The following is a 12,758-nucleotide window of genomic DNA, read 5'->3' on the forward strand; positions in this document are numbered from 1 at the left end:
CATTGTGGCACCTTGCCAGCAAGCCGAACAGCAGCATCCGCCGAGCTAGAGCGTTTCAGGCTCCTCGGGCCGCAAAATCAGCACACCCAAGGGCGGCAAGTTCAGCGACAGCGACACCGGTTGCCCATGGCGCGGCTCATCCTGGGTAAACACTGCGCCACCGTTACCGTAATTGGAGCCGGCGTAGGTGTCGGCATCACTGTTGATCACCTCACTCCAGCGCCCGCCAAACGGCACACCGACTGCGTAGCCTTCGCGGGGCACCGGGGTGAAGTTGGCCACCACCAACACCGGCTTGCCATCTTTGCTCCAGCGCAGCCAGGCGTAGACGCTGTTGATCGCGTCGTCACCGATCAGCCATTGGAAGCCCTGGGGCGCATCGTCCTGTTCGTGCAACGCAGGTTCTTCGCGGTACAGACGGTTCAGGTCGCCCACCAGCTTCTGCACGCCACGGTGCTCGGGGTATTGCAGCAAATACCAATCCAGTTGCTGGTCGTGGTTCCACTCGCGCCATTGGCCAAATTCGCAGCCCATGAACAGCAGCTTCTTGCCCGGATGCATCCACATAAAACTGAGGTAGGCGCGCAGGTTGGCAAATTTCTGCCAGCGGTCGCCGGGCATCTTGTCGATCAGCGAGTGCTTGCCGTGTACCACCTCATCATGGGAAATCGGCAGGATAAAGCGCTCGGACCAGGCATACACCAACCCGAAACTCAGCTCGTTGTGATGATGGGCGCGGTACACCGGGTCTTGCTGGATGTAATGCAAGGAGTCGTGCATCCAGCCCATGTTCCATTTGTAGTTGAAGCCCAGGCCACCCTGTTGGGTCGGCTGGCTGACGCCCGGCCAGGCCGTGGACTCCTCGGCAATCACCAAGGCGCCCGGCGCTTCAAGGGCGACCACGTCGTTGAGGTGCCGCAAGAAGTCGATGGCTTCCAGGTTCTCGCGCCCACCGTGGCGGTTGGGCACCCATTCACCGGCCTTGCGCGAATAATCGCGATACAGCATGGAGGCCACGGCGTCCACGCGCAGGCCGTCCACATGGAAATGCTTGAGCCAATGCAAAGCCGACGCGAGCATGAAACCGTGGACCTCGGTGCGGCCCAGGTTGTAGATCAGCGTGTCCCAGTCCTGGTGAAAACCTTCCAGGGGGTTGGCGTATTCGTACAGCGCGGTACCGTCAAATTGCGCCAGGCCGTGGGTATCGGTGGGGAAATGCGCTGGCACCCAGTCGAGAATCACACCGATATCGGCCTGATGGCAGGCATTGACGAACCAGGCAAAGTCTTCCGGCGAGCCAAAGCGTGCGCTGGGGGCAAACTGGGATAATGCCTGATAGCCCCAGGAGCCACCAAAGGGGTGCTCCATGATCGGCATCAGTTCGATATGGGTGAAGCCCAATTGTTGAACGTAAGGAATCAGCCGCTCGGCCAGTTCGCGCCAACCATATTGCCGGGCCACTTCACCGGCCTCGTCCAACTCGCACTGCCAGGACCCCACATGCAGCTCGTAGATCGACAACGGCGCGGTGGATTTCTGCTTGTCGCCCCGCGATTGCATCCACTCATGGTCCTGCCAATCCACTTGCAAAGGTGCGGCGACTTTGGAAGCGGTGTCCGGCGGCAGTTGGGTGGCCAGCGCCACGGGGTCGGCCTTGAGCGGCAAAATGCCGTGGGCGCCGAGAATTTCGTACTTATAAGCTGCGCCCGGCTGCAGGCGCGGAATGAAGATTTCCCACACGCCCGATGGATGGCGCAGGCGCATCGGATGACGGCGCCCGTCCCAGATATTGAAGTCGCCCACCACCGAAACCCGCCGTGCGTTCGGCGCCCAGACGGCAAAGCGCACGCCTTGCACGCCATCGACGCTGACCACCTGCGCCCCCAGGCAGTTGCCCAGGTCACGGTGATTGCCTTCGGCAAACAGGTACAGGTCCATTTCCCCCAACAGCAATTGGCTGAAGCTGTAAGGGTCTTCGGTGATCTGTTCGCCGCCGGCCCACTGGATTTTCAGCAGGTAGGGCTGGCGAGTGTTGAAGTGCCCGACAAACAGGCCCGGCACCTGGGTGGCGTCGAGGCTGCCAAACGGCTCGCCCGTGTCACGCGCCAGCACCTGAACACTCAGGGCCTCCGGCAGGAACGCACGGATAAACTGGCCGCCCTGCTCGTCATCATGGGGCCCCAGGATCGAAAAAGGATCGGGGTGCTCGGCGCGCACCAGCGCATCGACGTCCTTGGACGCCGGCAATGCAGTCAGCTTGGGCTGCAGCGGTTCTCTCTGTGTAAAACTCATGACGTCTCCCCACCGCGTACAGGTTTCGATATAGGTGTCAGCCCGCTCAGCAAGCCGTGCAGCCCTTGCAGGGGCACCGGCAGCCAGGTCGGGCGGTTTTCTGCTTCGTAGGCCACTTCGTACGCGGCCTTTTCCAGGCTGAACAAGGTCAGCGCTGCGTCGTGGCCGTTGGCATCCTGCCAGTCATGCGCCAGTGTAGACGCAGCGGCCTGATAAGCCTGGGTAAATGCCACGCGGGCTTCATTCAGGTAGCGGTCGGTCACCCGCTTGCGCGCCGCGTTCGCTTCTGGCGTGTGATCCACCCCTTGCACATTCAGCGCCATGGCCGCCGCATAATCGAAGGAACGCAGCACACCGCTCACATCCTTATAAGGGCTGTGCTTGCCGCGCCGCTCATGCAGCGGCCGCGCCGGCTCGCCTTCGAAGTCGATCAAGTAGGCATCGCCCTTGACCACCAATACCTGGCCCAGGTGCAAGTCACCGTGGACGCGAATGCGCAACCCGCCCGCCGTGGCTTTGGCCAACGCCTGAACATGCGCCGCGATGGCTTTTTTCTGCGCCAGTAATTCACTGACCAACGCCTGGTCGGCGGGGTTCAACTGGCTTTGATGAAGCTTGAGCAACTGCAGGGCACGGTCGATCTGAGCGCCCACATCCTTGGCCCAGGCCTGGGTGTCCTTGGCCGTGGTGACTTCGGGCTTGAAGGCTTTATCGCTCGTTGGCGCGCCCAACACCACGTGCATTTCACCCAGGCGCTGACCGAGCAAACCGGCAAAATCCGCCAGCTCACCGAGGGCGTTGTAGTGCTGTTCCTGCTCAGAGATCGCATCGGCCAACTCGTCACGGATCGCCCGCTCCAGGTTGTTCTGGGTCCAGCTCCAGGCATCGCCCTGGTTGCTCAAGTAACCCTGGGCAATCATCAGCAGGTTGTCCTGTCCCTGCCCGTCGCGCCGGCTCATGAAGCCCAGCAGCGGCGAAATGTTCGGGTAGCCGGCGGCGGTCAGGTAGGCGCTCATTTCCAGCTCCGGGTGCACACCGGCGCTGACTTTACGAATCAGCTTGAGCACCAGGCTGTCACCGACCACCACCGAGCTGTTGGACTGCTCGGCAGACAGATAACGCACCGGCGATTCACGGGTCAGTTGCAGCGCGGCCAAGTGTTCAGTCGCCTCAAACCGCAGATCGCCGTCAGGGGTACTCAGCACGGTACCGGCCTGCATGGCCTGGATCACCTCAAGGATAAAATGCTCAAGGCTGAAGGCATCGGTTACTAACCCTACCTGCCGGGTACGTCGCACTCGGGCCAACGCCAATTGCTGGGGCAAGGCGCTGGTGAACTGGTCTTCGCCAAGGAAGCCCAAGGGCAGTTGGTAACGGTTGACCTGGCCAGCACTGGTCACTTCGATCTCACTGAGCAACACCGGATGCTGCGGGTCGCCAAAACGCACGCCGTAGGCGATGCGCACCGTGTCGATTGCCGTGTCTTTGCCGGCAAACCAGCGACGCTTGGGCAGCCAGGCCGGCAGTGAAGTGTGCTCCAGGCTGGTGCGGCAAGGTTCTTCCAGTAACTCTTCCATGCGTTTTTTCAGTACCAAAGTGGTGAAGTCAGGCATGCTTTGCGCCGGTTCCACATGCCAGCTGGGCATCTGGTTTTCCGCGGCCAGCACGAACCAATAGAAACCATAGGGCGCCAGGGTCAGCAGGAAATTCAGCTGGCCGATCGGCGGGAAGGCATTACCGCCGAGCATCTCCACCGGCACCATGCCGGCAAAGGCCGACAGGTCCAGCTCCGCCGCCTGGGCGCTGCGCGACACGTTGGCCACGCACAGGATGATCTCGGTGTGGCCGTCTTCACCGGTGTATTCACGGGTATAGGCCAGGATGCGGCGGTTGGTCGGTGAGAGCATTTTCAGGCTGCCACGGCCAAACGCCTTGGACTGTTTGCGCACTGCGAGCATGCGCCGGGTCCAGTTGAGCAATGAGTGCGGATCCTGGGCCTGGGTCTCGACGTTGACCGACTGGTAGCCATATTGCGGGTCCATGATCGGCGGCAGCACCAGGCTGGCCGGGTCGGCACGGGAAAAGCCGCCATTGCGGTCGATGGACCATTGCATGGGCGTGCGCACGCCGTCACGGTCGCCCAGGTAGATGTTGTCGCCCATGCCGATTTCATCGCCGTAGTACAAGGTCGGCGTGCCCGGCATCGACAGCAACAGGCTGTTAAGCAATTCCACACGCCGACGATCGCGCTCCACCAGCGGCGCCAGGCGTCGCCGTATGCCCAGGTTGATGCGGGCGCGGCGGTCTGCAGCGTAGTAGTTCCACAGGTAGTCGCGCTCTTTGTCGGTGACCATTTCCAGGGTCAGTTCATCATGGTTGCGCAGGAAAATCGCCCACTGGCAATTGGCGGGAATCTCCGGGGTCTGGCGCAGAATATCGGTAATGGGAAAGCGATCTTCCTGGGCCAGTGCCATGTACATGCGCGGCATCAGCGGGAAGTGGAATGCCATATGGCATTCATCGCCGTCGTCACCTTTTCTGTCACCGAAGTACAGCTGCGTGTCTTCCGGCCATTGGTTGGCTTCGGCCAGCAGCATGCGGTCGGGGTAATGGGCGTCGATCTCGGCGCGGATCTGCTTGAGGACGTCGTGGGTTTCCGCGAGGTTTTCGTTGTTGGTGCCATCCCGTTCGATCAGGTAGGGAATGGCGTCCAGGCGCAGGCCGTCGATGCCCAGGTCGAGCCAATAGCGCATTACCGACAGCACCGCTTTCATGACCTGCGGGTTATCGAAGTTGAGGTCGGGTTGGTGCGAGTAAAAGCGGTGCCAGAAGTACTGGCCGGCCACCGGGTCCCAGGTCCAGTTGGACTTTTCGGTGTCGAGGAAAATAATGCGCGTGCCGTCGTACTTCTGGTCATCGTCCGACCACACGTAGAAGTCCCGGGCGGCCGAGCCTGGCTTGGCCTTGCGCGCACGCTGGAACCAGGGGTGCTGGTCGGAGGTGTGGTTGATCACCAGTTCAGTGATCACGCGCAGCCCGCGTTGGTGGGCTTGGGCAATAAAGCGCTTGGCGTCGGCCATCGTCCCGTAGTCGCTGTGCACGCCGCGGTATTCGGCAATGTCGTAGCCGTCATCACGACGCGGCGAGGGGTAGAACGGCAGCAGCCAGATGGTGTTCACGCCCAGGTCGGCGATGTAGTCGAGTTTGGCGATCAGCCCGGCAAAGTCACCAATGCCGTCGTTGTTGGAGTCGAAGTAGGATTTGACGTGAACCTGGTAGATCACCGCGTCTTTGTACCAGAGCGGGTCTTTGATAAAGGTGGCTGCCTTGGGTTTCTTGGCCATTGCAAACTCCTGAAAATACAAAGTTCTCGAGGATCGTTCCCACGCTCCGCGTAGGAACGCAGCCCCGGACGCTCCGCGTCCCAAGCGCGACGCAGAGCGTCAAGCGAGGCATTCCCACGCAGAGCGTCAAGTGAGGCGTTCCCACGCAGAGCGTGGGAACGAGCACTCAGGATGTGCTGATGCGCCAGATGCCGAACGGCATCTGCGGCTCCAGCCGGGTCCATTGGGTCTTGCCGTACCAGGTCCAGCGGTGGCCGTTCATCAAGTCTTCGCCCTGGGTCTGGGCATCGTCGGGCAAGCCCATCTCCCACAGTGGCAATTCGAAGTGAGCTTCCTGGGCGTTGTGGGGGTCGAGGTTGACGGCGACCAAAATGAAATTGCTGCCGTCTTCGCTGCGCTTGCCGAAATACAGGATGTTGTCGTTCCAAGCGTTGTAGAGCTTGAGCCCCAGGTGCGTGTGCAACGCCGGGTTCTGGCGGCGGATGCGGTTGAGCTGGGCGATCTCGGCGATGATGTTGCCGGGCGCAGTGAAGTCGCGGGGGCGTATCTCGTACTTCTCCGAGTCCAGGTATTCCTCTTTGCCCGGCACCGGCGCGGCTTCGCACAACTCAAAGCCCGAATACATCCCCCACAAGCCCGAGCCCATGGTGGCCAGCGCGGCGCGGATCAGGAAGCCTGCTCGGCCGGATTCATGCAGGAAACCGGGGTTGATGTCCGGCGTATTGACGAAGAAGTTCGGGCGGTAGCACTCACGCCAGGGCGACTGGTTCAGTTGGGTGAGGTACTCGCTCAGCTCAGCCTTGGTGTTGCGCCAGGTGAAGTAGGTGTAGCTCTGGGAATAGCCGACCTTGCCCAGGCGCGCCATCATCGCCGGGGTGGTGAAGGCTTCGGCGAGGAAGATCACCTGCGGGTACTTGGCACGCACATCGCTGATCAGCCATTGCCAGAACGGCAGCGGCTTGGTGTGCGGGTTGTCGACGCGAAAGGTCTTCACGCCCTCTTCCACCCAGCCCACCACGATATCGCGCAGTTCGGTCCACAGGCTCGGGATGGCATCGGCCGCGTAGAAATCGACGTTGACGATGTCCTGATACTTTTTCGGCGGGTTTTCTGCGTACTTGATCGTGCCGTCCGGGCGCCAATTGAACCAGCCCGGATGCTGCTTGAGCCAAGGGTGGTCCTGGGAGCACTGGATCGCGAAGTCCAGGGCGATTTCCAGGCCGTGGTCGGCAGCGGCCTGGACCAACCGACGAAAATCATCGCGCGTGCCCAACTGCGGGTGGATCGCCTCGTGACCGCCCTCCTCACTGCCAATGGCATAGGGGCTGCCAGGATCATCGGGGCCAGCGGTGAGTGAGTTGTTCTTACCCTTGCGATGGCTACGGCCGATGGGGTGAATCGGCGGGAAGTACAGCACGTCGAAGCCCATGTCATGGATCATCGGCAAACGCGCATGCACGTCGTTAAACGTGCCGTGCCGCGCCGGATCGTCGGTGATCGAGCGCGGAAACAGCTCGTACCAGCTGGCAAATTGTGCGGCCTCACGCTCCACGTCAATCGGGTACGCGGGGCTCACGCTCAAATAGGCCCGATGGTCGGCCTGGGTCATCAGGTGTGCACTGTCTTCGTGCAGGAACAACGCCACCTGCTCGGTTTCCAGCAGGCCGGAGAGCTCATGGTGCAACAACATCAAGCGGTCACGCAGTTCATTGTCACTGCGCTCGGCGGCCTGCAACACCAGGCTGCGGCCCTCCTGCAACTCCAGGCTGACTGGCACGCCAGCTTCATGCTTCTTGCGCAGTTCGTAACAGAAGCTGGCAAAGGTGTCGATCCAGGCTTCGATGCAGTACTCATGGCGGCCTTGGCGGGCGACGGTAAACGCGCCCTCCCAACCATTGTTGCCGATATCCAGCATGACCACGCTGTGCCAGCTTTCATCTCCCAGCGCGCGCCAGCGGATCAACACCGCCAGTTTATCGTGGCCATCTGCAAACACTTTGCTGGTCACATGGACCCGCTGGCCCACCACTGCCTTGACGGCAAACTCACCGTTGTCGATGACCGGCATGGTGCTTTCGATCGCGATCCTGGGTAACAGCAGCGCCTGGGACAGCGGCAGCACGGAGTCTTCTGGAACCAGTGTTTCAGCAGTCATCGAGCATCTTCCCCTTACGCCCTGTGGACGCTCTTGGCTTGATCCGAATTCAAAGGCGGCGGCGCTCTCCCCGAGCGTGGCCGTTTAAGGTCCGAGCCTGGGCGCGCAGCAAAAGTTCAGGTGGATATGCCGCCACTGGGCAGGGAATCAATTGCCCCAGGCCGCGGTCCACCGCTAGAGCAAAGCACAAAGGAGGCCACACCGATGAATATCCCGATCCCCCCTGAACCTGAAGATCCGAATATCGACAACCCGCCGCTGCCGCCCGGCGAACCGGCGCCCGTTCCGGAGAAAGAACCGCCGGAAAACGACCCACCGCCCGTGGAGGAGCCGCCGACGACTATGCCGCCAGTAATAGGGATCCAAGCCTGGCATTCGCCAAGCATCCAGTGATCCATAATGCGGCATCATTTATCCAACATTTTGACGATTCTGGGCATGATGCTGAACACCGCCAGGGCCAGCAGGGTACTGAGTACCGCGGTCGATTCACGGCCCATGCCCGCCGCCACGCCAATGGCGGCGGTCATCCACAACCCGGCCGCCGTGGTCAGGCCCTTCACATGCTGGCCCTCCTCGTCTTCCTTGCCCTTGAGGATGGTGCCGGCACCGAGGAAGCCAATGCCCGCAATCACCCCCTGAACCACACGGCTCATGGCATCTGCCTGGTTGCCGGACATCTGCGGCACCAGCACAAACAGCGCGGCGCCCAGTGCCACCAGCATATGGGTGCGCACCCCGGCCGCCTTGCCCTTGTGCTCACGTTCAAACCCCAGGATGCCGCCGAGGATCGCCGCGATCAGCAGGCGCACGGTCACTTGGGTGAGTTGCCGGGCATCGCCGATGTCGGCGAATTCGGCTTGCAGGGTTTGCCATACCACATGCCACCAGGCGTCCATGGATGCGCTCCTTTTTATTATGGATAGATAAAGGGTGGACAGCGCAGACCGCCAGTCAGTTGCCTGGAACCTGCCTCCATAGGTGCCGCCTAAGGCTATATAGCCCATAGAAAGGAGATCGCCATGACCCTTCGCATCGACAACCATTTGTGCTACTTCAAGCTCGGCGTGGACGGCCAGGAGCAAAGCCTGCCAGCCACCCGCGTGAAGATCCTTACCGACAATGACAAAGCCATGTCCTATGTGGACCTGGCGGGCGAGCGGATCTATATCACTGAAGCCGAAGCCGACGCGCTGACGGTTGAAGGGGCCACGGATGGCCGTAACCATGTGAAGGCGCAAGAGCCTGGTTCGGTGATTTGATTGATCTGTATCATCGAATCCAATGAATCCCTGCACCCCTATGCCCTGGGGGTGCAGCACATTGACGCACACGAACGCGCCAAACCTATCTGATCCGCTTTTTATCACTCAACCTGAGTCTGTTATGCAAACAGCCCGTCGCCCATAGTTCATCGGCCTGATGGAGGCTGATGAGCGAACGACCATGAGCGAACGAATCCCAACCGTGGAAACCTTTGAGCCCATTCACCCAAAGAAGGTGAAGGCCAAATCCAGCGACAACCTGATCCATACCCGCAGTTTTACCGGCCTGTTTCGCACCTTGCGCGTGGCCGGTGCCGGCCTGCTGTTCCTGGCTTTTTTCGGCACCGTGTGGCTGAACTGGGGTGGGCGCCAAGCCGTACTGTGGGACCTGGCCGAGAGCAAATTTCATATCTTTGGTGCGACGTTCTGGCCTCAGGACTTCATCCTGCTCTCGGCGCTGTTGATCATCTGTGCCTTCGGCCTCTTTGCAATCACGGTGTTTGCCGGCCGCGTCTGGTGCGGCTACACCTGCCCGCAAAGCTCGTTCACCTGGCTGTTCATGTGGTGTGAAAAGGTCACCGAGGGTGAACGCAACCAGCGCATCAAACTGCAGGCCGCGCCCTGGAGCCTGAACAAGCTGGCACGGCGCTCGGCCAAACACACGATGTGGCTGGGTATCAGTGTGTTGACCGGGCTGACGTTTGTAGGCTATTTCACCCCGATCCGCCCCTTGGCCGCTGAATTGCTGACGTGGCAGATGGGCGGTGTGAGCCTGTTCTGGGTACTGTTTTTCACCGGCGCCACCTACATCAATGCCGGCTGGCTACGCGAAGCGGTGTGTATGCACATGTGCCCCTATGCACGGTTCCAGAGTGTGATGTTTGATAAAGACACCCTGACCATTTCCTACGACGCCGCCCGTGGCGAGCAGCGTGGCCCGCGTAAACGTGACGTGCAGCCAGCCGAGGTTGGCCTGGGCGATTGCATCGACTGCCAACTGTGCGTGCAGGTATGCCCCACCGGCATCGACATCCGCGACGGCCTGCAAATGGAATGCATCGGCTGCGCGGCCTGCATCGACGCCTGTGATTCGATCATGGACAAAATGGGCTATGCCCGTGGTTTAGTCAGTTACACCAGTGAGCATCAATTGCAGGGGGGCAAGACTCACCTGCTGCGGCCACGCCTGATCGGCTACAGTGCCGTGCTGCTGGTGATGATTGCGGCGTTGGTGGTGGCCCTGATTGAACGGCCGATGGTGTCGCTGGATGTCACCAAGGACCGTGGTATGTTCCGCGAAAACAGCCAGGGCTTGATCGAGAACATCTACAGCCTCAAGGTGATCAACAAGACCCAGCAGCGCCAGGACTACCGCCTGGAACTGGTGGACGCCGAGGGCTTCCAGTTGCAAGGCAAGACCCAGATCAGCCTGGCGCCCGGGGAAATTGTCGATGTACCGGTGTCGGTGGCGTTGCTGGCGGACACACCGGCCAGCAGTTCTCAGGCTATCCGTTTTAAAGTGACGGATGTGGATGAGCCGTGGATTTATACCGCTGCCGACAGCCGCTTCGTTGCCCCCTTGAATCGCTAATCAACTGTAGGAGCGAGCTTGCTCGCGAAAAACTCACCGGCGCCGCGTTCATTCAGGAAAGCCCGCGTTATCGTTGACGTTTTTCGCGAGCAAGCTCGCTCCTACAGTTTTGCCCTGCGTATACATTCAAAAAGCTAATTAGGCCGCCATGAAACGCTACGAAAAATTCGCCGACGACATCGCAGAACTGATCCGCTCCGGCGTCCTCGGCCCCGGCCAGCGCGTGCCATCGGTGCGCTATGCCAGCCAGGCCTACGGCGTCAGCCCGTCCACCGTGTTCCAGGCCTACTATTTGCTGGAGCGTCGTGGCCTGATTCGCGCCCGCCCGCGTTCTGGCTACTTCGTCAACACCCATGCGCCCAGCCCGTTTTCCGAACCGGTGGTGAGTGAGCAGGTGCATGAGTCCACCGATGTGGGCGTAAGCGAGCTGGTGTTCTCGGTACTGGACTCGATCAAAGACCCCAACACCGTGCCCTTCGGTTCGGCCTTCCCCAGCCCCATGCTGTTCCCGCTGCCGCGCCTGGCTCGCTCCCTGGCCAGTGCCAGCCGCGAAATGGACCCGCGCCTGGTGGTCACCGACATGTCGCCAGGCAACCCGCAACTGCGCCGTCAGATTGCCCTGCGCTATATGGTCGGCGGCCTGATGCTGCCGATGGAGGAACTGCTGATCACCAACGGCGCCCTCGAAGCGCTCAACCTGTGCCTGCAGGCCGTGACCGAACCGGGCGACCTGGTCGCCATCGAAGCGCCGGCGTTCTACGCCTGCTTGCAAGTGCTTGAACGCCTGAAGCTCAAGGCCGTGGAGATTCCGGTACACCCGCGCGACGGTATTGACCTGAACGCCCTGGCCCAAAGCCTCGAGCGCTACCCGATCAAGGCCTGCTGGACCATGACCAGCTTCCAGAACCCCATGGGCGCCACGCTGCCTGAAGAGAAAAAACAGGCGCTGGTGCAATTGCTGCGCAGCCATCAAGTGCCGTTGATCGAAGATGACGTCTACGCCGAGCTGTATTACGGGCAACAAGCGCCGAAACCGGCCAAGGCCTTCGATACCGAAGGGTTGGTAATGCACTGCGGCTCCTTTGCCAAGAGCCTGGCGCCCGGTTACCGGGTGGGCTGGGTCGCCGCCGGGCGCTTTGCACAGAAGGTCGAGCGGCTGAAACTAATGACCTCGCTGTGCCCATCGATGCCGGCCCAGGCGGCGATTGCCGATTACCTGCAACACGGCGGCTATGACCGGCACCTGCGCAAACTGCGCTACGCCCTGGAAGAACAGCAAAGCGCCATGCTGGCGGCCATCGCCCGCTACTTCCCGGCACAGACGCGGGTCAGCCAACCTGCCGGAGGCTATTTTTTGTGGTTGGAATTGCCAGAGCAGACCGACTCGCTGAAATTGTTCCAGATGGCCCTGGCCCAGGGCATCAGCATTGCGCCGGGGCCGATCTTTTCCGCGACCCAGCGCTTCAGAAACTGCATACGCTTGAACTATGGCAGCCCGTGGAACGAAGCCTCGGAGAAGGCCATGGAGACATTAGGGCGGATTGTGCGCTCGTTCTAAATGGAACCTACCGTCGCGTCTTAACGACTCAGAGGCCTCCACAGACCGAATAAAGAGACCCGCGTGATTACCTGGAAAAACTGCCCACTGCCCACACGTGCACCCCGCAACCTGAAGCCTTTTCCCGTCCCTCACCACTACATGCACTGGGCGGAACAACAGCAGGTGCGCCAGATGAAAGGCCCGAGCGGGCGCCCTGCCGGTGATCATCGCTCGGCAGAGGCGATCATCGAGCACAGTAGCGTGACAAAAAACTTCCTCAAGGGCTGCGAGTTCTATCAGGTCGTCGATGACCTCAAGCGACAGGTCGGCGACTGGACGCAAGCCAATCCAGACCCGCAGGCCAGAGCTGATGCGGCCTACGATCTGGATAAAGTGCTGCGTTTTCTCGATAACGTCGATGATCGAACCCTCAATGGCAGCGATAGCCGCAATGGCCATATCGAGGGTTTTTCCAACTGCGGCTATGGCGTGGTGAAGCACTCCGAAGCCGACCTGCTCCGGCAGTTCTCCTGGTACGGCTACGAGGTGCTGCGCACGCTGCGGACCTGAT

General features: G+C 60.9%; 9 protein-coding genes. 5 read left to right on the forward strand and 4 right to left on the reverse strand.

Going from position 1 to position 12,758, the window contains the following annotated elements:
• Positions 1 to 45 precede the first annotated feature (45 nt).
• The 3 genes from glgB to CRN80_RS24620 all read right to left on the reverse strand — a co-directional run bounded on the left by glgB (position 46) and on the right by CRN80_RS24620 (position 7,791).
• Entirely contained in the window at positions 46 to 2,292 is a 2,247-nt protein-coding gene (glgB, locus tag CRN80_RS24610; RefSeq protein ID WP_098951639.1) for a 1,4-alpha-glucan branching protein GlgB, read from the reverse strand.
• Positions 2,289 to 5,636 carry a maltose alpha-D-glucosyltransferase gene (gene treS, locus CRN80_RS24615; protein WP_098951641.1) on the reverse strand — a complete coding sequence of 1,116 codons (3,348 nt, stop codon included), beginning with the start codon at positions 5,634 to 5,636 and terminating at the stop codon, positions 2,289 to 2,291. Before treS ends, glgB begins: the two co-directional genes overlap by 4 nt.
• Positions 5,637 to 5,802: 166 nt before the next feature.
• Complete coding sequence (locus CRN80_RS24620; RefSeq protein WP_098951643.1) at positions 5,803 to 7,791, reverse strand: alpha-1,4-glucan--maltose-1-phosphate maltosyltransferase; 1,989 nt, start codon at positions 7,789 to 7,791, stop codon at positions 5,803 to 5,805.
• Positions 7,792 to 7,995: 204 nt separating this feature from the next.
• On the opposite strand from CRN80_RS24620, the gene CRN80_RS24625 reads away from it, so the two are divergent.
• Positions 7,996 to 8,184, forward strand: coding sequence for a hypothetical protein (locus CRN80_RS24625; RefSeq protein WP_032892035.1), 189 nt, complete (start codon positions 7,996 to 7,998; stop codon positions 8,182 to 8,184).
• Between the two features lie 14 nt (positions 8,185 to 8,198).
• Here CRN80_RS24625 and CRN80_RS24630 read toward each other — a convergent pair whose 3' ends face one another.
• The gene (locus tag CRN80_RS24630; protein WP_032892036.1) at positions 8,199 to 8,690 is read right to left on the reverse strand and encodes an MgtC/SapB family protein; all 492 of its coding nucleotides are present in this window, start codon (positions 8,688 to 8,690) and stop codon (positions 8,199 to 8,201) included.
• Positions 8,691 to 8,813: 123 nt separating this feature from the next.
• Here CRN80_RS24630 and CRN80_RS24635 point away from each other — a divergent pair, with 123 nt between their 5' ends.
• The 4 genes from CRN80_RS24635 to CRN80_RS24650 all read left to right on the forward strand — a co-directional run bounded on the left by CRN80_RS24635 (position 8,814) and on the right by CRN80_RS24650 (position 12,757).
• Positions 8,814 to 9,053: a DUF3203 family protein gene (locus tag CRN80_RS24635; RefSeq protein WP_044273526.1), complete on the forward strand. Its 240-nt coding sequence runs from the start codon at positions 8,814 to 8,816 to the stop codon at positions 9,051 to 9,053.
• Positions 9,054 to 9,237: 184 nt separating this feature from the next.
• Positions 9,238 to 10,647 carry a cytochrome c oxidase accessory protein CcoG gene (gene ccoG, locus CRN80_RS24640; RefSeq protein ID WP_098951645.1) on the forward strand — a complete coding sequence of 470 codons (1,410 nt, stop codon included), beginning with the start codon at positions 9,238 to 9,240 and terminating at the stop codon, positions 10,645 to 10,647.
• Positions 10,648 to 10,795: 148 nt separating this feature from the next.
• Positions 10,796 to 12,205, forward strand: a complete 1,410-nt coding sequence (mapR, locus tag CRN80_RS24645; RefSeq protein WP_032892039.1) for a GntR family transcriptional regulator MpaR — start codon at positions 10,796 to 10,798, stop codon at positions 12,203 to 12,205.
• Positions 12,206 to 12,268: 63 nt separating this feature from the next.
• On the forward strand, positions 12,269 to 12,757 hold the full coding sequence (locus tag CRN80_RS24650; protein ID WP_256588551.1) for a hypothetical protein: 489 nt from the start codon (positions 12,269 to 12,271) through the stop codon (positions 12,755 to 12,757).
• The last annotated feature ends 1 nt before the right edge of the window (position 12,758 follow it).

It is taken from the genome of Pseudomonas sp. FDAARGOS_380 (assembly GCF_002591235.1).
Classification (GTDB): Bacteria; Pseudomonadota; Gammaproteobacteria; order Pseudomonadales; family Pseudomonadaceae; genus Aquipseudomonas; species Aquipseudomonas salmasensis.